This is a genomic window from Limnohabitans sp. (genome assembly GCF_023910625.1).
Taxonomy (GTDB): Bacteria; Pseudomonadota; Gammaproteobacteria; order Burkholderiales; family Burkholderiaceae_C; genus Limnohabitans_A.
The window spans coordinates 520,786-543,807 of sequence record NZ_JAAVVW010000003.1; the positions used below are offsets into that span (position 1 = coordinate 520,786).

The following is a 23,022-nucleotide window of genomic DNA, read 5'->3' on the forward strand; positions in this document are numbered from 1 at the left end:
GATGTCTGTTGAGCGCCAGCGACTGGCGCCTTTGTGCCGAAAATCAGCTGGCCTGTAAGTGCCGAAAACGCACTGACTCTTATAGGCCGAAAATGGATTGGACTCTATATGGTGAAAAGTGACAGGAACCCATTGGTGAGCCGCGCGACCGCAAATGTTCAACGGTAGCCGTTGAAGAAAGAGATCATGCGTTCGCTGGCGTTGCGTGTTGTGGCTGCATCATAACGGTAGGTCATGGTGCGCCCATCCGCTGCGCGGTAAACGTAGCCGTTGTTCTCTGCCTTGTCCCAACCGTGGGTGGTACCGGGATAGATGTGCCAATCCACCTCTTTGCCGGCAGCCTTCATTTGCTCAAGTAGTGGGAAGCAAAGCTGCGGCGGGGCCTCTATATCCAGCTCTGCCATCAGCATGAGGATCGGGCGGTCGCTGTCAGCGGTGAGCATTTCTAATCGTGGGGAACTAGGGCGATCCTGCACCGTGCAGCTGCCGTAGTGCCCCACTGTGGCGCGAAAACGTGCGGTTGATTTGAAGACCTGCGCACCCTCGGGGCTGGCAAGCAGGGCCGAGGCCAGCGCTCCGAGCGAATAACCCGCTTGGTAGATACGCTGGCGGTCGATGTAGGGCTGTTTGTTTAAGTGTGCAAGGGCGTCATAGGCGTCACGTGCCACCTCGGCTGGGAAGAGGATGGCCCCGGGACGTATGTTGCGGGGGCCGTAGCTGTCCACCACCATCACTGCAAACCCGGCGTCCAGCAGCAGCTTGGCCTGGACTTGGAGATGTTGGCTCAGCCCGCCAATGGTATGGTTCAGAACCACGGCAGGGAAAGGGCCTTTTCCCTCTGGCGTATAGATTCGGTTTCCCAAGCTGGCCACGGTAGTGAAGAAGCCGAAACTTCGCTGCTCGCTGTCAAATGATAGCGACGCAGCACTGGCGGTCCAGCGGACGCTTGCTGCGTCGACTGCTCCAGTTTGCAGACCACAGTCGCCCCGAAGACGGCTACCGGCTTGAGACCCCGTTGCAAAGGGGTCGCTGATCTTGCGTTGGCTGACCAGTGACATGATGATCTGTAGCACTGCCTGACGGCGCTGACCCTCCTCGAGTTGGCAATAGGCATTAAAGTCTACAAACTTGGCCCGGACTGTGTCGTAGACCAGACGCACATGCGCCTCGCTCGCCGCGAGGGCGCTTGGCACTACGCAAGGGGCCAGCAAAAGGGCAAGGGTCAATGTACGCAGCATGGATGTGTAGATCATAGTTCGCTACCCCAGCAAAAAATGGTAATCGCTAGAGCTCGAAAAAAGCTGGTAATAGACAGCACCTCGGATATGAACGAGGGACCCTCAGCTGCCGCGACATTCGCGGCCGACAAGCTGGCCAGCCTCACTGCCTAATGCTTGAGGATTGCCCTTCAGTTTGCCGGCAGACATGAGGCCCATGACAGCATCAATGGACGCCTTGCGGATACCATCCGGGCCTTTCTGGCAAAGTGCTCTCAGATCGGGATTGGCCGACTTGATAGCCGAAACCACGGCTTGGATTTCGGCGGGATCGTTTGCGCCTTGTGCCATGACAGGCAATGAGAGCACGAAAACGCTAACGACCAATAGTTGCTTGAACATTTTTTTCTCCATGATTTTTAGCAAAAAAAATTTTACAGACTTTCAACGCACAGTCCATCGACAGAAGTGGCCTTGGATCTCCCGAACAGTCATGATACGTGCATACAGGGACAAAATCTTGTCATCAAAGCCCGTACAGCGCGTGTGACGCTTGGGCGCGATCTGCGGTTCAAAGCTGGCATGTTGATCACGGGGCCTATCAATGGGCAGCTCGCCAAAGTCGCCTTTGAGAGTCTTTTTGCTTTTGCAGTTGCGGGCATTGCCAGCGGTATTGGCCACGCTGGCATTCTTGGCGTGACCCAAGTGCTCGGTCATCTCGGCTTCCAACGCGCGCTCGACAAGGCGTTTGGTCAGCTGCTTGAGCAGGCCGTTCTCGCCGATGAGGTCTTCAGGTTTTTATTGCCATCCAGTAGCAGGTCGATCAATTCGTTGCTGACGGTCATGGTTCATCTTTCTGGATGTTCGGCAGTTTCCCGCAATTTAGCCGTTTACAAAAAATTTAAGACCCCCTCACTTCACAAGGCCGGATCCATGAAGCCCGACTGGAGCGCCGTGCACCCACAAAAAAACCGCTTCGCCGCGGTTTTTTTGTGGGTGTCAGGCTTCAGGTATCTCTTGCGTGGGCATTTGGGTCTTTTCACCCAATTGGCCACCATGAACAGGCAGAAAACCAGATTGTCGCATCCCGGATGATCGTAAGGCCGTTTTATAAACAAATGAGGATGAGAGGCGTACCAGTCTTTCATGGCCCTCATCGGTGTTTTGCTTTTAAGCGCTGACTGGGGTAACTGATGGTTGTACAGAGCCACGTAACGCATGAGCGTTTGCTCCAAATCTTCTCCGCTGGTGAATTGGTGTGTCTTGAGCACATCAGCGATACGCCCGTTGAAGCGCTCGACCATGCCATTGGTGCGCGGCGTGCGGTCGGCATCTCGAAGATGATCCGGCGAGCCAACAATGCCACCGGAACCACCACGGAACTGGTAAAAACCCTGATTGATTTAGTTATTGATGTAGATAAGCTGAACATCGATCAAACATCAATTCGCAATGTCAACTCCTGTCACTATTGCTGAAATTGCCCGTAGCGCAGGAGTAGGTACGGCCACAGTGGACCGAGTGCTCAACAGGCGATCGGGTGTGAATGTCGAGACCGAGCGCAAGGTTTTGGATGCAATACGTGCCCTTGGTGCCCCGGCCGTTAGCCGCGGCAGGCCGCGCAGCAAAGGCAACTTGAAGTTCGCGTACGTCTTGCCAGAGGGCAACTCACCGTTTCTGGATGACCTGGAGCGGCACATTGCGCAAACCGCCGGTGATTTCCGTCACCAGCACATCACCGAACTGACCTTCCGATTTTCAGCCGAAGACCCTGCAAATTTTGCACTGGAGCTATCCCGTGTGACCGACTGTGATGCGATTGTGCTCATCGCACCCGATGTATCAGCGATCAAACTGGCGATCAATGACCGCGTTCGTGCCGGCGTGCATGTCGCAACACTGTTTACGGATGTGGCCGGCTCCATGCGTCAGGCCTTTATCGGAGCCGACAACCTTGCCGCCGGAAGAACGGCCGGGTTGCTGTTGGGGCGAATGGCTCGCCAACAACAAGGCACACAGCTTTTGTTGGTATCCCAGACCACCCGGATGTCGAGCGAGATCGAACGGCGCATCGGTTTTTCTCAAGTGGTTGAGGAGCGTTTCCCGGACCTTTCTGTGGTTCGTTTGGCAGATATTCCGTCCGACGACGAAGGCGCTTTCAAGGCATTGGCCGATTACCTGGAAAGCGGTGTTGACCTGTCGAGTTTGAGCGGGCTGTATTGCGTTGGCCTTGCCAGTGCGGGCTTGGCTGGGGCACTTGAACAAGCAGGACTAACCCAATGCGTGCCGCTCATTGCACACGATTTGACCGCGGCACACCAGTCCATGTTGATCAATGGAAGTCTGGCTTATGTGCTGCACCAGGATGTTCATTATTGTGTTCTCACTGCTGCTCGCGTCCTGCGCGGGCTGTGTGAAAACGTGCGCGGGGTGCAAAGCGTAGCGCAGCCGCGCGTAGAAATCTTGACTGCCGAGAACCTGCATTGAGCGGTAGCCGGGTGTGTGTTGGTGTGTGACTTTATTCAATTTTTTCGAGGAGAACGTTAAATGAAGAAGATTTTCAAGAAGTTGCCAGCGCTGGCGACAGTGGCACTGGCAGCAGCGCTGAGTCTTGGCAGCACGGTCGCTCAGGCGCAGGAAAAGACCATTACCCTCTGCTGGGCTGCGTGGGACCCGGCCAATGCATTGGTCGAACTGTCCAAGGACTTTACTGCGAAGAGCAAGGTCAAAATGAAGTTCGAATTCGTGCCATGGCCCAACTTTGCGGACCGCATGCTCAATGAGCTCAATTCCAAAGGCAAACTGTGTGATTTGATCATTGGTGACAGTCAGTGGATTGGCGGTGCCGCCGAAAGCGGCCACTACGTCAAGCTCAATGACTTCTTTGCCAAAGAAGGCATCAAGATGACCGATTTTGCGCCGGCCACCGTGGTTGGCTACGCCGAGTGGCCCAAGAACACGCCCAATTACTGGGCGCTGCCAGCGATGGCCGATGCCCTTGGCTGGACTTACCGCAAGGACTGGTTTGCCAAGCCTGAGATCCAGGCTGAGTTTAAGAAGAAGTTCAACCGCGATTTGGCGCCACCCAAGACCTGGACAGAGTTCAAACAAGTGTCCGAGTTTTTCCAGGGTCGGATGATCGATGGCAAGAAAGTCTACGGCGCCTACATCTTCACTGAGCGTGGCTCCGAAGGCATCACCATGGGCGTGAGCAATGTGTTGTATCCCTTCGGCTTCAAATACCAAGACCCCAAAAAGCCTTATGCATTGGACGGATTCGTCAACTCGGCAGATTCAATCAGGGCCCTGGAGTTTTATAAGTCGCTCCACAAAGGCAGCACGCCTCCCGGGTTGACCAACGCCTATATGGGCGAAGGCCTGGACGCGTTCAAGTCCGGGCAGGTGGCCATGATGATGAATTGGTTTGCCTTCTTCCCGGGTCTGGACAAAGACCCGAATGTGGGGGGGGCCAAGATCGGCTATTTTGTGAACCCATCGGACAAAACCAAGGGCGTACAACTGGGGGGGCAGGGCATCTCGGTGGTTTCTTACTCACCCAATCGCAATGAAGCGCTGGCCTACATCAAGTGGTTTGCGAATCCCGAGGTACAGAAAAAATGGCAGGCCATTGGCGGCTCATCGGCGCACAACGCAGTGCTCAAAGACCCTGGCTATCTGAAGAGCGCGCCTTATGCGGCTGCCTTCCAGGAGTCCATGAACCAAGTGGTGGACTTCTGGGCCGAGCCGTCGTATGCGCAACTGATGCTGGCTCAGCAAAAGCGCGTGCATGACTTCGTGGTAGCCGACAAGGGTACCGCCAAAGAGGCTCTCGACGGCCTTGTTGCTGATTGGAAGAAGGTCTTCAAGGACGACGGTAAGGTCAAGTAAGACCCGATCTGTTCTCCTGCCTCCGACAGTGTTCCCGCTCTGCGCCGGTGGCGCAGAGCGGGTTCATCAACCCCATTCCTGATTGGCTGGAGCGCTATGTCAGTTCAAACACCTTTGGTTGACCGCCTTGCCCGTGCCACACCGATGCCGGTGGCCAGCCAAATGCGCGGCCTGTCCGACCGTTCCATCGCCTGGATTTTTATTGGCCCGACCATGCTGTTGCTGCTGGCCATCAACATCTTCCCGCTGATTTGGACCATCAAACTCTCCTTCACCAACTACCGGGCCAATCGGCCCAACGCTCCGGTGAGCGATCTGGGCATTGAAAACTACGTCACGATATTGACCGACCCCGACATCTGGGCCGCCATGCAAACCACCGCTCACTTTGTGTTCTGGACGATTGCCTTGCAAACCCTGATCGGCTTTACCCTGGCTTTCCTGATTGACCGCAAGTTCCGTGGGCATGGTTTCTGGACCACGCTCATCCTGATCCCCATGATGTTGTCGCCCGCTGTGGTGGGCAACTTCTGGGCTTTTCTGTACCAGCCGCAAACCGGCTTGTTCAACGCTGTCGCGGCTGTCCTGACCGGCGTTTCGCCTGCTTCGTTCTCGATGCTGGGAGAAGTGCCTCTGGCTCCTTGGGCCATTATTCTGGTGGACACCTGGATGTGGACCCCTTATGTGATGCTGATTTGCCTGGCTGGATTGCGCTCGATTCCGGACTACATCTATGAGGCTGCCGAAGTCGACCGTGCCTCCAAGTGGCGCCAGTTCTGGTCCATCACACTGCCAATGGTTCTGCCCTTCATCATGCTGGCCGTGCTGTTTCGCGGTATTGAGAATTTCAAGATGTTTGACATGGTGAATCTGTTGACCTCCGGTGGCCCAGGCTCCACCACCGAGGTGGCATCCATCACGCTCAAACGCGAGGCGTTTGAAAAATGGCGCACCGGTTATTCATCGGCCTTTGCCATCATTTTGTTTGTTGCCGTATTCGGTCTGGCAAATATCTATGTCAAAGCCCTTAACCACATCAAGAACCGGTAACGCACCATGCGCAAAGGCATCAGCACCGCCCACTCGGTCGTAGAACCTTCACCACAAACCCGTTGGCTGGCTGGCGTGCTGGTGGTGTTCTACGCGCTGTTGACGATGATTCCGCTGGCATGGATCATCATGACCGGCTTCAAAACACCGGCTGATGCGATCAGCTACCCGCCCAAAGTGATCTTCAGCCCCTCTGTGGAGGGTTACTGCAATCTGTTCACCACGCGCTCCCGCCAGACCCCGGAGTACATTGCCAGCCTGCCGCCCCCAGTCAGCAACTGCGAAGAGATTGCGCGCAGCCAACAAATGGTGGTGGCTGGGCCTTCTAATTTCGCGCCGCGCTTCACCAACTCGCTGATTATTGCTTTTGGCTCCACCGTGCTCTCGGTCGGCTTGGGTGTGATGGCCGCCTACGCATTCTCACGCTTCAAGGTACCGCTCAAGGACGACTTGTTGTTCTTCATTTTGTCCACCCGCATGATGCCGCCAATTGCAGTGGCCATTCCTATTTATCTGATGTATCGCGAGTTGGGCTTGTCCGACACCCGGCTGGGAATGATCTTGTTGTACAGCGCAGTTAACGTGTCTCTCTCTGTCTGGTTACTCAAGGGCTTTATTGACGAAATTCCACGTGAGTACGAAGAGGCTGCGATGGTCGATGGCTACACCCGCCTGCAAGCGTTCCGCAAAGTGGTGCTGCCGCAGGCCACCACCGGCATCGTGGCAACTGCCATTTTTTGCCTGATCTTTGCCTGGAATGAATACGCCTTTGCGGTGTTGCTGACCTCGGGCGAGGCGCAAACCGCGCCGCCCTTCATTCCCATCATCATCGGCGAGGGTGGCATGGACTGGCCCGCAGTCGCCGCTGGTACCACGTTGTTTCTGGTGCCAATTCTGGTCTTCACCGTACTGTTGCGCAAACACCTCTTGCGAGGCATTACCTTTGGTGCCGTGCGTAAATAAAGCGAAAGCCTCCCCATGTCCCAACCCTCAAGCCCTTGTCACGAAAAAAAGAACAACTGGCCCCGCTGGCTGCGTCGCAACACTCTGGAACTGGTAGCCTGCTTCATCATCGGCCTGGGCATCTTGATGCTGCTGCAGCCTTTTGCGTTGATTCTTTACACCTGGTCTTTTGTCACCATGCTGGCGGGTACCGTCATGTTCATGGTGGTCTCCAAGTTTCCCGAGTAACACGATGGCCGCAATACGAATTCAAAATCTGTGCAAGGCATTTGCCGATTTCACAGCCGTCAAGGATTCCTCCTTTGTGGTGAATGACGGCGAATTCTTTTGCCTGCTGGGTCCTTCCGGCTGCGGTAAGACCACGACCTTGCGAATGATTGCCGGGCTGGAACTGCCGACCTCAGGTCAGATTTTTCTTGGCAATGAGGATGTGACGTTCAAGCGCGCCTCGGCCCGTGACATCGCCTTTGTTTTCCAGATGTTTGCGCTCTATCCGCACATGTCGGTCCGGCAAAACATGGCTTTCCCACTGGTCTCTCAAGGCATGCCACGCGCCGAGATTGAGGAGCGCGTAGCCCAAGCCGCGAATATCCTGCATATCAGCCACCTGCTCAAGAGGTCGGTCTCTGGTCTGACCAGCGGTGACCGACAGCGTGTTGCATTGGGGCGGGCCATTGTGCGTCAGCCTATGGCTTTCATGATGGACGAACCGCTGGGCGCGCTGGATGCTGAATTCCGCGAACTGATGTGCCAGGAATTGCGCGGCCTGCACGATAGGCTGAATGCCACCACCGTCTACGTCACACACGATCAGCGCGAGGCCATGTCCATGGCCGACAAGATCGCCATCATGAATCAGGGCGTGATTGAGCAGCTCGGCACCCCGCAGGAGATTTATGAGCGCCCGGCCAGTGTTTTCGTGGCCGACTTTATGGGCTCGCCCGCCATGAACTTCATTCCCGCCCACACCGCTTTGGCACAGGGTGCCACCAGCATCAACTTGGGTTCGTTCGCGGTCGGCATGCCCGCCGTGCGCGATGAAGTCAGTCATCGTCCGCTGCTTTACGGCGTGCGGCCTGAGCACATTCGCCTATCAGGCGATGCGCCCTTGCGCGCCGAAGTCGTGGGTGTGGAATACCTGGGCAATTGCCAAATCATCACACTCAACACCGCGCTCAATTGCGTCGTGCGTGCCAAGGTCGATGTCAATGTCAAGGCAACTCGTGGCGATCAGGTCGGATTGGAATTCGATTCCACCGAAGTAAGCTTGTTTGATCAGACCAGCGGGCGGGCTATTGGCACTGCACGCGACGACCTGGCGATCAACGCCGTCGGAACCCGAAAGGCTGCGTATGGCTGACCTGAAACTTACAGGCGTCAGCAAAAATTTTGGTTCGCAGACTGCGCTCAGCGACTTGAATATCGACATTGCCAGTGGCGAGTTCGTGGTTCTGCTGGGCCCCAGTGGTGCTGGCAAAACGACCACCTTGCGGCTGGTGGCCGGCCTCGAAAAACCCGACACTGGTGCGGTATGGATCGATGGCCGCGATGTCACGGCACTGGCACCGGCCCTGCGGGACGTGACCTTTGTTTTTCAGCAGTACTCTCTTTACCCGCACCTCAATGTGTACGACAACCTGGCCTTCCCCTTGCGCTCGCCATTGCGCAAAATCAGCGAGGATGAGATCCGCACCAAAGTGCTGGAGGTGGCACGCATGCTGCATATGGAAGACAAGCTGAAAAACCCTGCTACCCAGCTCTCGGGGGGGCAAATGCAGCGGGTGGCAATCGGCCGGGCGCTCGTGCGCAACCCTTCTGTGTATTTGATGGATGAACCGCTGTCATCACTCGATGCCAGGCTGCGCAATGACCTGCGACTGGAGCTCAAGCGCATCCAGCAGGACAGCGGTGCCACCATGCTGTATGTCACTCACGACCAAGTCGAAGCACTCACCCTGGCCAATCGTATCGGTGTGCTCGACCAGGGCCGTATGGTGCAGTTGGGCACGCCGCAGCAGATCTACCAGGACCCCGACTCCGTGGCCGTGGCCAGCCGCCTGGGCTCCCCGCGCATCAACCTGCTGGCGCGTTCTGCCTTGCCGCAATTGTCCTTGCCCGACGCTGTGCAGACTCTGGGCGTGCGCGCCGAGCATCTACAAGTGCATGCGGCCGACTCTGGCGTGACGGATGGCGTGCCGGCCCGGGTGCTGCGCCAGGAGCGCCTTGGTGACCAGCACCTGCTGCACCTGCGTCTGCCGGGCAGTGTTCAAGAGCTTATTGCATCGTGCGGCCCTGGCCACAGCGCCCGGGCCGATCAGGATGTGCTGATACAGATCACGCAGTGCCTCTGGTTTGATGCAGCAGACCGACGGCTCAGGCCATGACCCCTTCAACCAGCAACACACTATGACATTGAACGCCCTCATTGAAAACGCCACACAAATCCTGGTCGACCATCTGGAAGAGTTGACTGCCCTCGATCAAGCCATTGGCGACGGCGACCACGGGCTCAATATGAAGCGCGGGGCGCAGGCGATTCAGGCCAAGTTGCCGGAACTGCAAGCGATGACGCTGAACGAAGCCCTGAAATCCATGGGCAAGACCTGTGTTGCCGTGATAGGTGGTTCCTCCGGTCCGGTTTTTGGCACCTTGTTGATGACGCTTGGCAAAGAACTGCCCGAGGAGGCTTCAGCGGACGGTATGGCCAAGGCGCTGCGACTGGGCATCGAGGCACTGACCCGACTGGGCAAGGCTGAAGTGGGCCAGAAGACCCTGCTGGATGTGCTGGACCCGGTGCAAAAAATGCTGGCAGCCGGTGGCCCGGACTTGCTGGCACGCGTCGGCCAATGCGCACACGACAGCGCTCAGGCTACCGCCGATATGGATGCCACACGTGGGCGCTCCTCGTTTTTGGGTGACCGTGCCAAGGGGCATGTAGACCCGGGCTCGCGTTCCATGGCCCTGATCATCGGCTCGATTTGCGACAGCCTGAACCGGGCCTGAGCAGGTTCTACCAATCAACGCTTAATCAAACTTGGGGTGCCTTATGAAAAATTTGATGAACAACGTGGATACCGTACTGGCTGAATCGCTGGACGGCTTCGCCGCTGCACACGCAGACATCGTGACCCTTGGGGTCGACCGTGAATTTGTACGCCGCAAGCGCACCAAGCCCGGCAAGGTGGTGCTGATTTCGGGTGGTGGCACAGGACATGAACCGCTGCATGCCGGCTTTGTCGGATACGGCATGCTTGATGCAGCCTGCCCGGGTCAGATTTTTACCTCGCCCACGCCAAACCAGATGCTCGATGCCGCGCAGGCTGTTGACGGTGGCGCGGGCGTGCTGTTTATCGTCAAGAATTACTCGGGTGACCGGATGAATTTCCAGATGGCATCGGAGATGCTTGACCAGGAAAATGCGGTAGTCATCGTCAACGATGACGTGGCTGTGGAGGACTCCACCTACACCACCGGTCGGCGCGGTGTGGCCGGTACAGTCATCATAGAAAAAATACTCGGTGCTGCGGCGGAGCGTGGCGACAACCTGGCGCAACTTCTGGCGCTGGGCAATGCTGTCAACAAGGCCACAGCCTCCATGGGCGTGGCCCTGACTTCTTGCACTGTGCCTGCGGCGGGTAAACCTACTTTTCAGATTGGCATGCACGAGATGGAGGTCGGCGTCGGTATTCACGGCGAGCCCGGTCGCCGTCGAGTCCCGCTGGCAAGTGCCGACGATATCGCGCAGGAGCTTACCGGTGCGGTGCTCAAGGACTTGGCCTTGAAAGCGGGACAGGAAGTCATTTTGCTGGTCAATGGTTTTGGCGGCACTCCATTGCTGGAGCTGTATCTGATGGTGAACGCAGCCCGCACCGTATTGGAGAAAAGCGGCGTCAAGGTGGTTCGATTTCTTACCGGCTCGTATGTCACATCACTGGAGATGGCCGGGTGCTCCATCACAGTCACGGCGGCAACACCCGAATTTCTGGCGCTGTGGGATGCACCCGTGCACACCGCTGCGCTGCGCTGGGGGATGTAACAGGCGCGCGGCGTTTCGAGCGGAGTTCGGCGAACGCCGACACCGCTTGGTGCCCGAGCTCCATGGGGACGGCACGTTCGAGCACCTCGGGTAAAAAAACGGTTTGATTCTTTGCTCATGGCTCCCTCTTTTCAAGTTAGGGAAACTCCTCAAAATCCGAAGCGATTCAATGCGCCTGAAGGTAACACCCCTCAAGGCCTTCCGCTTCATCGCCTTCTTCGCTACAAAGCGCAGCAATCAAGGCTTGGTTCACCACCTGGCCAGGCAGCAGCAGCTCTTCATTCGTCCAGCGCTTGACCAAGTGGCCATTGGCCACGCCGCCGGTGTGTGGGGCTTGGTAGGCGCGGCGGTGCTGCAGGGTCACGCCGCTGTTGGCGTTGGCGATGAAGCGGCTTTCGCCCAAGGCCCAGGGTTCAAAGTAGGCATGGGCGGCGGCATCAACCTGGCGGAAGTAGGCGCGAGCCCCTTCGGCGTTGAGCTTTTTGCGCACGGTGCGCGTGATCATTCCTTGCAACTGGTCAAGCGCGGCATCGTCCATCTGGCCGATGGTGGCCAGGCTCATGTCTTGACCCGCCAGCGCAGGCGTGTCGGCCAATTCGGCGGGCAGCACTTGCACCATGGCTTTGACCACATCGTGGTGCGGTGCCACGGCGGTGGCCACACCGCGTGTTTGCGGCTGGATGGGGCAGCGGATTTCCACAAGGCGTGGCTTCACAGGCCCTGTGCAGCCGTCGTGGTGGTAGTACTCGCCTTGGCTGAGGCGCCCCTTGCTGGAGCGACCGCGCACGTCGCGGTAGCTGGGGTGCTGCGTGTGCACATTCAGGCACACCACGAGGCCAGTGGTGTCCACCAATTGGTAAAAAGCCTCGCGCCATTCGGGCAAGAGCAGTTGCTCGTGCAGGTAGTCGCTGGGCTCGGGGTCTTCTTGACCCACTTCACCCTCAATCACCAACACAAAAGGACGTGGCCTGCGCACACGCCATTGGCGGTTGGCAAAGTGCAGTACCGAGGTGATGGGGGCAGGGTGGGTGTGGGTGTTTGAGCTTGGGGCCATTCGGCAATTTTAGAGTGGTGAGTGATGGATTTCAGGCTCGATCAGGGTGCAGGTCGAGCGGTCGGGCATTGAAGTAAGCCAGCCAAGCGCCGCATGCAAGCAGGCAACGCATGTGACTGCCCATGGGTGATTAAAGTTGTAAATTGTGATGGGTGACAGGTTCACCCCAGCATCGGCGCGGTTTTTTTCGTCGCTTTGCCGGTCCACCATCCGCTTCAAATCATGAACTCCCCATCTCCACTGGATGTCCTTTTGCGGGCCGATCGACCGCTGCAAGGTATTGCCTGGATGGTGGCGGGGATGTTCTTGCTGTCGGTGTTGGATGCCTTGTCCAAGCACGCTGTGTCTCAGTTGTCGATTCCCGTGTTGATGGCTGCCCGCTCGGCGATGGTGTTGGTCCTGCTGGTGCCATGGGCGCTGCGCAGCGGGGGCTGGTCGGCCTTGCGCACGCGCCGTCCTTGGGCACAGTTGTTGCGTGGTTTGTTGGTCGTGTGTTCGATGTGGGCGTTTTTTGAGAGCTTGCGCTGGTTGTCGCTGGCGACTGTGATCGCCATCTGTTTTGCCGCGCCGCTGTTCATGACGCTGTTGTCGGTGCCATTGCTGCACGAGCGGGTAGGAGCGCACCGGTGGGGCGCACTTTTGGCGGGATTTGTTGGCGTGGGTCTGATCGTCGGGCCTCAGGCGTTGGACGGCGAGCTGGGCCTGGGGGCTTGGCTGGCTTTGGCGGCCGCGCTGTTTTATGCTGCCTCGATGACTTCTGTGCGCTGGCTTTCGCCGACTGAGAGCGACTTGTCGATGATGGTCTGGCAGAACCTGACGGTCTGCCTGGTCGGCACGGTGGGGCTGTGTTTTGTACCCCTGGAGGTGGGGCCGGGCATGTGGCCGGTCATCGGCTTTATGGCCGTATTGGTGCTGTTGGGGCAGCTTTGTACCTTTCGGGCCTTGCGGATGGCACCGGTGGGCGTGGTGGCACCTTTTCATTACAGCGAGCTGTTGTGGGCAGCCTTGTTCGGTTGGGCGTTTTGGCACGAGTGGCCCGGGGCGCATGTTTGGTGGGGCGCTTTTTTGGTGGTTGGAGCAGGTCTTTACACCTTGTGGCGTGAGCGTGTACGCTCGATGGCCGCAGGTTGATCGGGGTGAGCTTGGAGGGGCGCTTTATGCCTGCGCCTCGGGGGGCGCTTCCAGCCTGTAACCCAGTCCACGCATGGTTTGGATCAAGGGCACAGGACGACCATCGTCAATTTTGCTGCGCAAACGACGGATGTACACATCCACTACATTGGTCAGCGGGTCCTCGTTCAGTCCCCAAACGCTCGACAAAATCCGTTCCCGGCTGAACAAACGGCCCGGTGCGCTCATCAGCAGCTCCAGCAAAGCCAGTTCTCGAGCAGTCAGGTTCAGTGCTTCTGCAGCACGGGTGGCACGCATGGATTCGAGATCGAGGATCAAATCGGCCACATGCAAGTGCTTGGGGCGCACGTTCTGCAGCGCTTGACCTCGGCGCGCCAACGCTTCGAGCCGCGCCAGCAACTCTTCAAATTCAAAAGGTTTGCAAAGGTAATCGTCAGCCCCCATGCGTAAACCCGCCACCCGTTCTTCCAGGGTGCTCAGTGCTGTCAACATCAGCACCGGAATCGTGACCCCTTGGGACCGCAGGGTTTGGCAGATTTCCAAGCCATTCATGCCCGGCAGCATCAGGTCGAGTACCACCACAGTCGATGCCATGTCGGGTTTGTTTTGCCTAACCGTATCGAGCACCAAAGTCAGGCCCTCGGGGCCGGTGGAGGCACGTTGCACTTGCAGCCCCTCCGCCCGCAAACCGCGTTGCAAGAAGTCGGCGATGCGCGGGTCATCTTCAATTAAAAGGATGTTCATGGTCAAACGGGTGAGGGGGTTATCAGAGGGGCAGCACCGGTATTTGGCAGCAGCGGCAATTGCAAAACAACACAAGTACCTGTGCCCAAACGCTCATTAGCAGGGCTTTGAAGGGTCAGGCTGCCGCCATGGGACAGAACCAAGGCTTTGGCAATCGGCAGGCCAAGCCCACTGCCAGAGGCGCGGTGCAAGCGGGCCAGACTGCCTCGGAAGTGCCGATCAAATACCTGGTGCAGTTCTTCCTCCGGAATGCCAATGCCTTGGTCGGTGACCTTCAGCTCCAGCCAGGGCGGGTCTTGCTCCAGGTACTGCCAGCGCACCGTGACGCGCCCATGGGCATGTGAATAGCGCACGGCATTGTCCAGCAACAGCAAAAACAGCTGGCTCAGGCGCTGGGCATCGCCCATTACGCACATCGTGCCCTTGGGCATGGGGGGGCAGTCGATGGTGATGTTTTTCTCTCCACCCAAAGCACTGGCCTGAAAGAGTGCATCGGCCAAAGGCTCTGATAAATCCACGGTTTGTTGCACGATGCTCAGGGTTTCCATGTCACTTCGGGCCATGGCCAGCAAGTCGTCGATGACGCAGCCCAGTTGTCGCGAGATGGCCACAATACGCTGGAGCGCCTCACGGTATTCCGGTGTCGGCCTTTCACCCCCGCGCAAGGTGATTTCTGCCTCACCCCGAATGGCCGTGGTGGGGGTGCGCAACTCATGGCTGATGTCCGCCAGCAATTGACGTCGCCGTTTGTCGGTCAGTTGCAGCGACTTGTTCGCTTCGTGCAGTGCACTGGTGCGTTCACGCACTTCAGACTCCAGGCGGTGGCGCTGCTCGGTTTCTTGTTGGCTGTGTTTTTCCAGGGCTGCGGCCATGGCGTTCATGCTTCGGGCTACATCAGAAAATTCGTCTCGGCCATCGAGGTGAATTCGGTGCGCCAGTCGACCTTGCCGCAGCGTGTGCGCCCCCTTGACCAACTGATCAATCGGGCGACGCAGTGCTCTTGCAAAATACACCGTGGCCCCCAAAGACAGCAAGGCCAATGACAAGGCCATGCCGATCCACAACCAATGGATGCGGTCCAATGTGGCGTCGGCTGCCTGACGCTCTCTTTGCATGGCTGCGCGTTCGCGGATGATGCTTTGCGCAATGAGTTGGCGCAAATCACGCCCTTCGGTCCGATCGAAGACCTCAGTCAAGGTGTCCCAACCCAATCGGGCCGGAATTTCGGCTGGCAAGGTTTTGACCTGTTTGAGGGTATCGCCTAATGTTTTGACGTTTTTCTCCAGAACTCGCAAGGCTTCGATGCGTTCGCTTTGCTCCTCGCCATCGGTGCCTTGCATGCCCAATCTGGCTGCGGTCTGGGCCAGCATGGCCAATTCGGCCAGCGTGGTTTGCATGTTGTCCAGCAAGGCCTCGCGGGCTGCAGGGTTGCCTCCCGCGCCGATCTTGTGCTGGGTGACCCAGGCGCGCAGGTGTTGTTTGGTGGCTGACAATTGCACAAAACCTTGGTGAATGTCACTCGCTATCCGTCCGCGCACCACTTGGCGTTCGGCCTCGCGCAGAGCAAAAACTGCCCCAACACCTTGCAAAATGATGCAAGCCGCCAAAAAAAGAAGAACCCAGCTGAGTTGTTTTCTGAACATGGTTCGATTGTCGCTGTCCCACTGGTGGGCGCCAGGTGGTCAATTGGCAAAACAAGGACGGGCGGATGGGGGCCTTAAAGTCCCAACGCCTGCCAGACCCGGATGGCAGCATACGCGTCGTTGGCTGCATAAACCAGTTGCGCTTCGCTCAGCCGTACATTCGCCCAGTTGCTGGTGGCTGCTTTTTTGGACTTGATGAAGCGCTGGTTGAACAGCACCGCCACCGCGCCTTTGACGCCCATGTCCTTGCGGTAACCGCGCTCACGGAACACCGCGTTCAACTCCAAAACGCCCTGGGGTTCGATGCCCAGTTTGAGCAATATGCGTTTGCGGTCATCGCCCAAGCCAAAACCGGCTTTGGTCACGCCACCCAAGGCCAGCAACTGGCCTGCCACCTGGCGGCACTCGGGCTCGTGCAGTTGAAACACCCAGGCACGCTCCAGTGTGGACAGTTGCAAGATGTGCGGGCCATCGGACTGCTCGCCCACCTTGAAGGTCGGTTTGGATTCGGTGTCAAAACCCCATGCCTGTGCTTTGCCGAGTTGCTCTTGCGCTTGACGGGCTTGCGCTGAGGTAGACACCAAGGTGATGCGGTCCAGCCCCAAACGCTCAAATTCGGGCAATAAAGCGATGACCTCTTTGTCGGGGGTCGGTTTGTGGGCTTGCATGGTGTACTCAGACTTTCATGGCTTTGTGGCCTTTTTGCTGCCTGCTTTGCGCGCCGCGCGTTCCGCGTCGGTTTTTTTGCCTTTGGCCACCCAGATGGCAAATTCTTCTGGGGTCTCCAGCGTCAGGCGTCCCAATGCAGCAGACCTGAAGTCGTGGATCACGATTTCGGCGGCTTTGGTGGTGTTGACCCGACCGCCGCTTTGGATCGCACCCCGGTAGCGGGCAATGGCTTCGAGCAGGGTTTCGTCGGTGTGGCTGGCCACGTCTTGCACTTTGTAGCGTTCGGTGATGGCCTGCGGGTAATGCGGAATCAGGTAGTTCAGCAGTTCCAGCGCTACCATTTCTTCGTCAAATGCGTTCACGCCAATTGCGCCACTGGCGGCCAGGTTGTAGCCGCTTTGCTCGACGATGATGCGAGGCCACAGCACGCCGGGCGTGTCATACAGATGAAAGTCGTCGGCCAGCGTGATGCGCTGCTCCAGTTTGGTCACGCCCGCTTCGTCGCCGGTTTTGGCAGCGCGTTTGCCCTTGAGGGTGTTGATCAGGGTGGACTTGCCCACGTTGGGAATGCCGCAAATGAGCACGCGCATGGGTTTGACCATGCCGCCCCGGTTGGGCGCAAGTTGGCGGCAGGCGTCCACCAAGGCCTTGGTGGGCGACACCATGCTGGTGTCCAGGCCCATGGCGCTCACGCCGGGCAGGGCGTTGTAGTGGGCTAGCCACTTCACGGTGCGAGCCGGGTCGGCGAGGTCTTGCTTGTTCAGGATTTTGAGGGCGGGTTTGCCTTCGATCAGGTCGGCCAGCATCGGATTGGCACTCGACCCCGGCAGGCGGGCGTCCAGCATCTCAATGACGACGTCAATGTCTTTGATGCGCTCCCCAATCGCCTTGCGCGTGAGGTGCATGTGTCCGGGGAACCATTGAATCGCCATAAACCGCTGTAGTCCGAAAATGCAAAGGGGTGATTGTCCGGTAGATTGGGGTGAAAATCGTTTTTGTCTCCGGTCAATGCCCCTGACTTGTTTCAGCAAACGTTGACCATGGTTCCAGCGCGAGAGTGGTCGAAGTGTTCAGATGTCAGTCAGTTTTGAGCTTTGCTTTGGATTTGCGGGGTTTGACTGCTGACTCGGCGGTCTCCAGCATCAGGGTAGGGGGGTGGTTGCAGCAGATGGTCTTGGAGTGACTTTAGCGACTTTCAAGTCACCCGCAGAGCGTCCGTATTCCGGCGTTGTGCAAGGTCGAGTTGCACATCCCGCACTGGCAGAGGGTCTGGCCATGGACTGTGCCAAGCTGTCTTGAGTCAGGTTCTTTCAACCAAAATCGGCCCACAATCGACCTTATGCGTGACGACATGAAACCCCCATACGATGCCGACGCTTCACAGCATCGCCCCCTGCAGGCTTGGCAAGTGATGATGGGGGGGATTTGCGGCCTGGTTTTGACCATCGGTCTGGCCCGATTTGCGTACACCCCGCTTTTGCCGGCGTTGCAAGCGCAGACCGGTCTGAACGATGCAGAGGCGGGTGCGCTGGCGGCGGTCAATTACGGCGGCTATATTGCTGGAGCCTTGGCCGCAGCGTGGGTGGACGATGTGCGCTGGCGTCATCGTTTTTACAGCGCTGGCTTATGGCTGGCATTGCTCACCACAGTCGGAATGGCCATGTCCAGTTGGCTGCCTGCCTGGGCCTTGTGGCGATTTTTGGGTGGCTTGTGTGGGGCCACGGGCATGCTTTTGGGCTCGGGTTTGGTGCTGGGTTGGTTGATGCGCCAGGGACGGCGGCCAGAGCTGGGGATTTATTTCATCGGTTTGGGCTTGGGCATTGTGGTTTCGGCTTTAGGGGCTCTGGGCCTTTCTGCTGTCTGGACTTTGTGGTCAGACCAATGGCTGGCTTTTGGCGTCTTGGGCTTGGTGTTTTTGGTGCCGGCCTGGATGTGGCGGCCACCCCTTCCCGCGGGGCCGGTCGCTGTAGCGGTGGCTGCCGCGCCAGCTCAGCTGTCGCGCCGCTGGATGTGGACCATGGCCTTGAGTTACTTTGCAGCGGGTTGGGGCTTTGTGATCAGCGCCACATTCACTGTGGCCATTGTGGAGCGTGAACCCGCCTTGGCGGGGCAGGGTGCCTTCGTTTGGGCTTTGGTGGGCTTGGCAGCCATGCCGGCGGTGTTTTTGTGGGACAGGGTGGCCCGTCGCTTGGGCGATATACGGGCCTTGATGTTGGCCTTTGCCTTGCAAACCCTGGCGATTGTGCTGCCTGCCATGTCGGGGTCTTTGCTGGCGGCTTTGATCGGTGCAATCGGTTATGGCGCCACCTTCATCGGGATTGTGAGTTTGACCCTGGCCATGGTGGGGCGGCGCGCGCCGAACAACCCGGGTAAAGCGATGGCGCGGTTGACCCTGAGCTATGGCGCTGCGCAAATGCTGGCCCCGGTGGTGGCGGGTGCCATGGCTCAGGCGACTGGGGGGTTCAAAGGGGCTTTGTGGTTGACGGCAGCTGTCATGCTGGCAGGCATGGCCCTGTTGGCGACTTTGCCGGATGAAGGCTGATCAAGCCCCCAGGCTTTGGAGTTGCACCAAGCCTTTTGGGGTTTGCAAGCTGGCCACCAGGTTGGCAGGCCCGGTTTGGGTGTCGACGCCCGTCAGGCCAATGGCGTCAAATGCGGTTTGAAGTTTGGCCGCGCTCGGGTGGCACACAGTCAGGCTTTGCAGGCTGACGCCCGAGCGCGGCAAACTGTTGCGCGGGTGCAGACGCAGGGGGTCTGTGGCCTCAGGTTTGCCCCATTGAATGAGTGTGGGCAAGCAGCCGTTGAACAGGCGTTCACCTTCTTCACGCACGGTGATCTGCCAGTGCAGCATGCCTTTGCTGGACTTGCGGCTGGCGTGCACGATTTGTCCGCGTTCGATGCCTTGGGTGCGCAAGGCGTGACGGGCCGCCTTGAGGTCGTCGGTGCTGCTGACAAAGTGCACCAGCCGGGGCTCTTGGGCGATGGTTTTTTGCAGGACGGGGTCGTCCATGTCAAACCATCGCGTGACCTGCAGGCGTTTGGGAATCAGGGCCTCAGGGTTGATGGCAATGATTTCAAAGTAGGCCAAGGGGTACTGCGGTGTGGCGATCTTGAACAGGCGATTGTGGGTGCCATACTTTTCGTGTTCTCCTCCCGCGTCGGGTGTGATGCCCAGGGTGGCTTCACACCACTGCACACCGGCTTCGAGGGTCGAAGCGACGACCACCAAATGGTCAATTTGAGTTTTCATGGTTTGGCTTCGGCGCCGTCCTGGGCTACACGGCGCGCGCCGTTGAAGCGTTTTTTCCAATAAGCACTGCGCATGTCTTCGACCCTGACCGACATGCCGGCGCGGGGTGAGTGGATGAATTTGCCATCTCCCACGTAAATGCCCACATGACTAAAGGCCCGCCGCATGGTGTTGAAAAACACCAGATCGCCAGGTTTGAGTTCTTCTCGATCAATCGCTTGTGTGACTTTGGCTTGTTCTTCTGCGCGACGCGGCAAGAGCCGACCGACTGATTTTTCATACAGGTGACGGACGAAGCCGCTGCAGTCAAAGCCGGAGCTTTCCGTGTTGCCACCTCTGCGGTAAGGCACACCCAACAGGTTCATGGCTTGCAGCACCATGCCCGAAGCTTGTTCGCTGGCTTTGTCTTTGGCCATGTTCAGTTGACCTGTAATTTGCGTCATCAGGCCTTTGTCGGTCGGCAAATTCAGCCCCCCATCGTCTTCTGGGGCAGACCAGGTGGCACTGCTGCAGAGCAGGCCCAGCATTAAAAGCAACTTCCATGGCATAGGTCATGAGCATAACGGATCTTCTACGGCCTTGGCTTGCACAGCGGCAGGGTGACTGAGGGGCTTGTCTGCAAAGCCATGTCGGCAGCGGCGACAATCCAGTCAAAGAACTCACAGGAACTTGTATGTTGATGGATGCAGATGAAAGCCAATTGGTGCTGGTCGATTTTCAGGCTAGCTTGAAGTCGGCCATGTTGGATGCCGATGTCGTGTGGGCCAATGCTGCCCGTCTGGCCACTTTGGCCCAAATTTTGGAGGTGCCCACCTGGGGGACAGAACAAAACCCCTCGCGTTTGGGAGAGATGCCTGCCGAGATCCGAAGCCACTGCCGCAAGGTGCTGGCCAAGATGCAGTTCAGCGCTGTGGAAGAGGGCTTGGGCGAATGGCTGCAACCCGAGGCGCCCCAGGCCCCCAAGGGCAATGCCCGCAGCTTGCCACGCCACCTCCAAAAACCCCAGCCCGGCGCAGAGCCGCGCAAGACCATCGTGTTGGCGGGTTGCGAAGCGCACATTTGCTTGCTGCAAACGGCGCTGGATTTGCTGGAAGACGAGTTCGAAGTGTGGGTGGTGACCGATGCGTGCAGCTCGCGCACAGAGCGCAACCGCGATGCGGCCTACGACCGCCTGGCTGGGGCTGGGGCTGAGTTGGTGACCGCCGAAATGGTGGCATTCGAGTGGCTGCGCACGGCCGAGCACCCCGATTTCAAGCTGCTGCAAAGTTTGTTCAAGTGAACGGGCCGAGCGGGACGTGCGCTGGCCAACCATCGTCGATGACGGTTTTGACCATGGGCTGAGTCAGCTTCTTGCAAGTCCCTTGGCCATAATTATGAATTCAGAAGTGCTGGGTGGTGCAAAGACATTGCCCCCTTCCCCGGTTTCAACGTGATGGGTATTCAGGAGACATTGATGGGCAATTTCGCAGAATTTCACCAGCGCTCGATCAACGACCGCGACGCTTTTTGGGCCGAGCAGGCCAAACTGGTGGATTGGAAAGTCCAGCCCCAGCAAATTTGCGACTACAGCAACCCGCCGTTTGCCAAGTGGTTTATCGGCGGCCAAACCAACCTGTGCCACAACGCGGTGGACCGCCACCTGGTCGGGCGCGCCGACCAGCCCGCCTTGATCTTCGTGTCGACCGAAACCGACACCGAAAAAACTTACACCTACCGTGACCTGCACGCCGAAGTGCAGCGCATGGCCGCCATCTTGCAAGACCTGGGCGTGGTCAAGGGCGACCGCGTGTTGATCTACATGCCCATGGTCGCCGAAGCGGCGTTCGCCATGTTGGCTTGCGTGCGCCTGGGGGCCATCCATTCGGTGGTGTTTGGCGGTTTCGCGTCGCACTCGCTGGCCACCCGCATCGAAGACGCTTCGCCCAAAGTCATCATCAGTGCCGACGCGGGTTCACGCAGCGGCAAGGTGGTGGCCTACAAGCCCCTGCTCGACGAAGCCATCCAGCTGTCGGCCCACAAACCCGCCAAAGTGGTCATGGTGAACCGAAATCTCGCCGCCTTCACACCCGTGGCTGGCCGCGATGTGGACTACGCCACCGAACGCGCCAAGCACATGGATGCGGTCGTGCCTTGTGAATGGGTGGAATCCACCCACCCCAGCTACACGCTCTACACCTCGGGCACCACCGGCAAACCCAAAGGCGTGCAGCGTGACACCGGCGGCTACACCGTGGCCCTGGCGGCGAGCATGCCCCATGTGTTTGAAGGCAAGCCGGGCGGCACGTTCTTCTGCACCAGCGACATCGGCTGGGTGGTGGGACACAGCTACATCATCTACGGCCCACTGATTGGCGGCATGGCCACCATCCTTTACGAAGGTCTGCCGATTCGTCCAGACGGCGGCATCTGGTGGAGCTTGGTCGAAAAGTACAAAGTCAACGTCATGTTCAGCGCGCCCACGGCCATCCGGGTGCTCAAAAAGCAAGACCCTGCGCTGCTCACCCAATACGATTTGTCCAGCCTGCAAGCGCTGTTCCTGGCCGGGGAGCCGCTGGACGAGCCGACCGCCAAGTGGATTTCTGAAGGACTGAACGGCAAGGCCATCATCGACAACTACTGGCAGACAGAGACCGGCTGGCCCATCTTGAGCATTTGCAATGGCGTGGAAAAAGCGCCCAGCAAGTTTGGCTCGCCCGGCAAAGCCATTTATGGCTACAACGTCAAACTGGTCGACGACCAGACCGGTGAAGAACTGAAGGGTGCCAATCAGAAGGGCGTGTTGACCATCGAAGGCCCGCTGCCCCCCGGCAACCTCCAAACCATCTGGGGCGATGACGAGCGCTTCGTCAAGACTTACTGGAAAACCGTGCCGGGCAAACTGGTTTACAACACCTTCGACTGGGCTGTGCGCGACGAAGACGGGTACTTTTTCATCCTGGGCCGCACCGACGACGTGATCAACGTGGCCGGGCACCGCTTGGGCACCCGTGAGATCGAAGAAAGCATTTCCAGCCACCCCAACATCGCCGAAGTGGCGGTGGTCGGTGTGGCCGACCCGCTCAAAGGGCAGGTGGCCATGGCCTTTGCCATTGCCAAGGACACCTCGGGCCTGACCGATGCGGCGGCGCGTTTGAAGCTCGAAGGCGAAGTCATGAAGGTGGTGGACTCGCAACTGGGCGCGGTGGCGCGCCCCTCGCGTGTCTTTTTCGTCTCGGCCTTGCCCAAGACGCGCAGCGGCAAATTGCTGCGCCGGGCCATTCAAGCCGTGGCCGAGGGGCGCGATCCGGGCGATCTGACCACCATGGACGACCCGGCCGCTTTGCAGCAGATCGTGGAACAGGTCAAGGGCTGACACCACGTTTCAAATCAGGACCACG

General features: G+C 58.4%; 23 protein-coding genes and 2 pseudogenes. 14 read left to right on the top strand and 11 right to left on the bottom strand.

The genetic code is table 11. The features are described from left to right. Positions 1 to 158: 158 nt before the first annotated feature. From HEQ17_RS05580 to HEQ17_RS05595, 4 genes and pseudogenes are all read right to left on the bottom strand, one after another. On the bottom strand, positions 159 to 1,253 hold the full coding sequence (locus tag HEQ17_RS05580) for a dienelactone hydrolase family protein (protein ID WP_296291818.1): 1,095 nt from the start codon (positions 1,251 to 1,253) through the stop codon (positions 159 to 161). Positions 1,254 to 1,340: 87 nt separating this feature from the next. Continuing rightward, positions 1,341 to 1,619, bottom strand: coding sequence for a hypothetical protein (locus tag HEQ17_RS05585; RefSeq protein WP_296291819.1), 279 nt, complete (start codon positions 1,617 to 1,619; stop codon positions 1,341 to 1,343). 66 nt (positions 1,620 to 1,685) lie between these two features. After that, positions 1,686 to 2,069 (bottom strand): annotated as a pseudogene (locus HEQ17_RS05590) (transposase); the annotation flags it as partial. A 227-nt stretch (positions 2,070 to 2,296) separates the two neighbouring features. Further along, positions 2,297 to 2,542 (bottom strand): annotated as a pseudogene (locus tag HEQ17_RS05595) (integrase core domain-containing protein); the annotation flags it as partial. On the opposite strand from HEQ17_RS05595, the gene HEQ17_RS05600 reads away from it, so the two are divergent. The 10 genes from HEQ17_RS05600 to dhaK all read left to right on the top strand — a co-directional run bounded on the left by HEQ17_RS05600 (position 2,444) and on the right by dhaK (position 11,154). After that, a complete protein-coding gene (locus HEQ17_RS05600) occupies positions 2,444 to 2,695 on the top strand; it encodes a hypothetical protein (protein ID WP_296291820.1) in 252 nt (83 codons plus the stop codon). The pseudogene HEQ17_RS05595 and the gene HEQ17_RS05600 sit on opposite strands and share 99 nt — an antisense overlap. Then, complete coding sequence (locus HEQ17_RS05605) at positions 2,670 to 3,704, top strand: LacI family DNA-binding transcriptional regulator (protein WP_296291821.1); 1,035 nt, start codon at positions 2,670 to 2,672, stop codon at positions 3,702 to 3,704. Before HEQ17_RS05600 ends, HEQ17_RS05605 begins: the two co-directional genes overlap by 26 nt. Before the next feature lie 60 nt (positions 3,705 to 3,764). Further along, positions 3,765 to 5,105, top strand: coding sequence for an extracellular solute-binding protein (locus HEQ17_RS05610; RefSeq protein WP_296291822.1), 1,341 nt, complete (start codon positions 3,765 to 3,767; stop codon positions 5,103 to 5,105). A 96-nt stretch (positions 5,106 to 5,201) separates the two neighbouring features. Next, the gene (locus HEQ17_RS05615; protein ID WP_296291823.1) at positions 5,202 to 6,155 is read left to right on the top strand and encodes a carbohydrate ABC transporter permease; all 954 of its coding nucleotides are present in this window, start codon (positions 5,202 to 5,204) and stop codon (positions 6,153 to 6,155) included. A 6-nt stretch (positions 6,156 to 6,161) separates the two neighbouring features. Beyond that, positions 6,162 to 7,118 (top strand): carbohydrate ABC transporter permease, encoded by a 957-nt coding sequence (locus tag HEQ17_RS05620; RefSeq protein ID WP_296291824.1) that lies wholly within the window; start codon positions 6,162 to 6,164, stop codon positions 7,116 to 7,118. A gap of 15 nt (positions 7,119 to 7,133) precedes the next feature. After that, on the top strand, positions 7,134 to 7,346 hold the full coding sequence (locus tag HEQ17_RS05625) for a hypothetical protein (protein WP_296291825.1): 213 nt from the start codon (positions 7,134 to 7,136) through the stop codon (positions 7,344 to 7,346). After that, entirely contained in the window at positions 7,288 to 8,478 is a 1,191-nt protein-coding gene (locus tag HEQ17_RS05630; RefSeq protein ID WP_296291826.1) for an ABC transporter ATP-binding protein, read from the top strand. The genes HEQ17_RS05625 and HEQ17_RS05630 overlap by 59 nt, the downstream gene beginning before the upstream one ends. After that, on the top strand, positions 8,471 to 9,502 hold the full coding sequence (locus tag HEQ17_RS05635; protein WP_296291827.1) for an ABC transporter ATP-binding protein: 1,032 nt from the start codon (positions 8,471 to 8,473) through the stop codon (positions 9,500 to 9,502). Before HEQ17_RS05630 ends, HEQ17_RS05635 begins: the two co-directional genes overlap by 8 nt. Positions 9,503 to 9,524: 22 nt before the next feature. Next, the gene (gene dhaL, locus HEQ17_RS05640) at positions 9,525 to 10,121 is read left to right on the top strand and encodes a dihydroxyacetone kinase subunit DhaL (protein WP_296291828.1); all 597 of its coding nucleotides are present in this window, start codon (positions 9,525 to 9,527) and stop codon (positions 10,119 to 10,121) included. Between the two features lie 43 nt (positions 10,122 to 10,164). After that, complete coding sequence (gene dhaK, locus HEQ17_RS05645) at positions 10,165 to 11,154, top strand: dihydroxyacetone kinase subunit DhaK (protein ID WP_296291829.1); 990 nt, start codon at positions 10,165 to 10,167, stop codon at positions 11,152 to 11,154. Positions 11,155 to 11,320: 166 nt separating this feature from the next. On the opposite strand, the gene HEQ17_RS05650 is transcribed toward dhaK, so the two are convergent. Then, positions 11,321 to 12,208, bottom strand: coding sequence for a hypothetical protein (locus tag HEQ17_RS05650; protein WP_296291830.1), 888 nt, complete (start codon positions 12,206 to 12,208; stop codon positions 11,321 to 11,323). 222 nt (positions 12,209 to 12,430) lie between these two features. On the opposite strand from HEQ17_RS05650, the gene HEQ17_RS05655 reads away from it, so the two are divergent. Next, positions 12,431 to 13,339 (top strand): DMT family transporter, encoded by a 909-nt coding sequence (locus HEQ17_RS05655; protein ID WP_296291831.1) that lies wholly within the window; start codon positions 12,431 to 12,433, stop codon positions 13,337 to 13,339. Positions 13,340 to 13,363: 24 nt separating this feature from the next. On the opposite strand, the gene HEQ17_RS05660 is transcribed toward HEQ17_RS05655, so the two are convergent. The 4 genes from HEQ17_RS05660 to ylqF form a co-directional block, all read right to left on the bottom strand. Next, positions 13,364 to 14,083, bottom strand: a complete 720-nt coding sequence (locus tag HEQ17_RS05660; RefSeq protein ID WP_296291832.1) for a response regulator transcription factor — start codon at positions 14,081 to 14,083, stop codon at positions 13,364 to 13,366. 2 nt (positions 14,084 to 14,085) lie between these two features. Next, positions 14,086 to 15,726, bottom strand: a complete 1,641-nt coding sequence (locus HEQ17_RS05665; RefSeq protein ID WP_296291833.1) for a HAMP domain-containing sensor histidine kinase — start codon at positions 15,724 to 15,726, stop codon at positions 14,086 to 14,088. A gap of 74 nt (positions 15,727 to 15,800) precedes the next feature. Further along, complete coding sequence (locus tag HEQ17_RS05670) at positions 15,801 to 16,394, bottom strand: 3'-5' exonuclease (RefSeq protein ID WP_296291834.1); 594 nt, start codon at positions 16,392 to 16,394, stop codon at positions 15,801 to 15,803. A gap of 15 nt (positions 16,395 to 16,409) precedes the next feature. Continuing rightward, a complete protein-coding gene (ylqF, locus tag HEQ17_RS05675; RefSeq protein ID WP_296291835.1) occupies positions 16,410 to 17,327 on the bottom strand; it encodes a ribosome biogenesis GTPase YlqF in 918 nt (305 codons plus the stop codon). A gap of 419 nt (positions 17,328 to 17,746) precedes the next feature. Here ylqF and HEQ17_RS05680 point away from each other — a divergent pair, with 419 nt between their 5' ends. Further along, positions 17,747 to 18,937, top strand: coding sequence for a YbfB/YjiJ family MFS transporter (locus tag HEQ17_RS05680; RefSeq protein ID WP_296291836.1), 1,191 nt, complete (start codon positions 17,747 to 17,749; stop codon positions 18,935 to 18,937). Here the strand turns inward: HEQ17_RS05680 and HEQ17_RS05685 are convergent, their stop codons facing one another. Together HEQ17_RS05685 and HEQ17_RS05690 are read right to left on the bottom strand one after the other, a co-directional pair. After that, the gene (locus HEQ17_RS05685; protein WP_296291837.1) at positions 18,938 to 19,645 is read right to left on the bottom strand and encodes a VOC family protein; all 708 of its coding nucleotides are present in this window, start codon (positions 19,643 to 19,645) and stop codon (positions 18,938 to 18,940) included. Further along, a complete protein-coding gene (locus HEQ17_RS05690) occupies positions 19,642 to 20,172 on the bottom strand; it encodes a C40 family peptidase (RefSeq protein WP_296291838.1) in 531 nt (176 codons plus the stop codon). The genes HEQ17_RS05685 and HEQ17_RS05690 overlap by 4 nt, the downstream gene beginning before the upstream one ends. 146 nt (positions 20,173 to 20,318) lie before the next feature. Between HEQ17_RS05690 and HEQ17_RS05695 the strand changes: the two genes are divergently transcribed. Beyond that, positions 20,319 to 20,924, top strand: a complete 606-nt coding sequence (locus HEQ17_RS05695; RefSeq protein WP_296291839.1) for an isochorismatase family protein — start codon at positions 20,319 to 20,321, stop codon at positions 20,922 to 20,924. Positions 20,925 to 21,098: 174 nt separating this feature from the next. After that, on the top strand, positions 21,099 to 22,997 hold the full coding sequence (locus HEQ17_RS05700; protein ID WP_296291840.1) for a propionate--CoA ligase: 1,899 nt from the start codon (positions 21,099 to 21,101) through the stop codon (positions 22,995 to 22,997). The last annotated feature ends 25 nt before the right edge of the window (positions 22,998 to 23,022 follow it).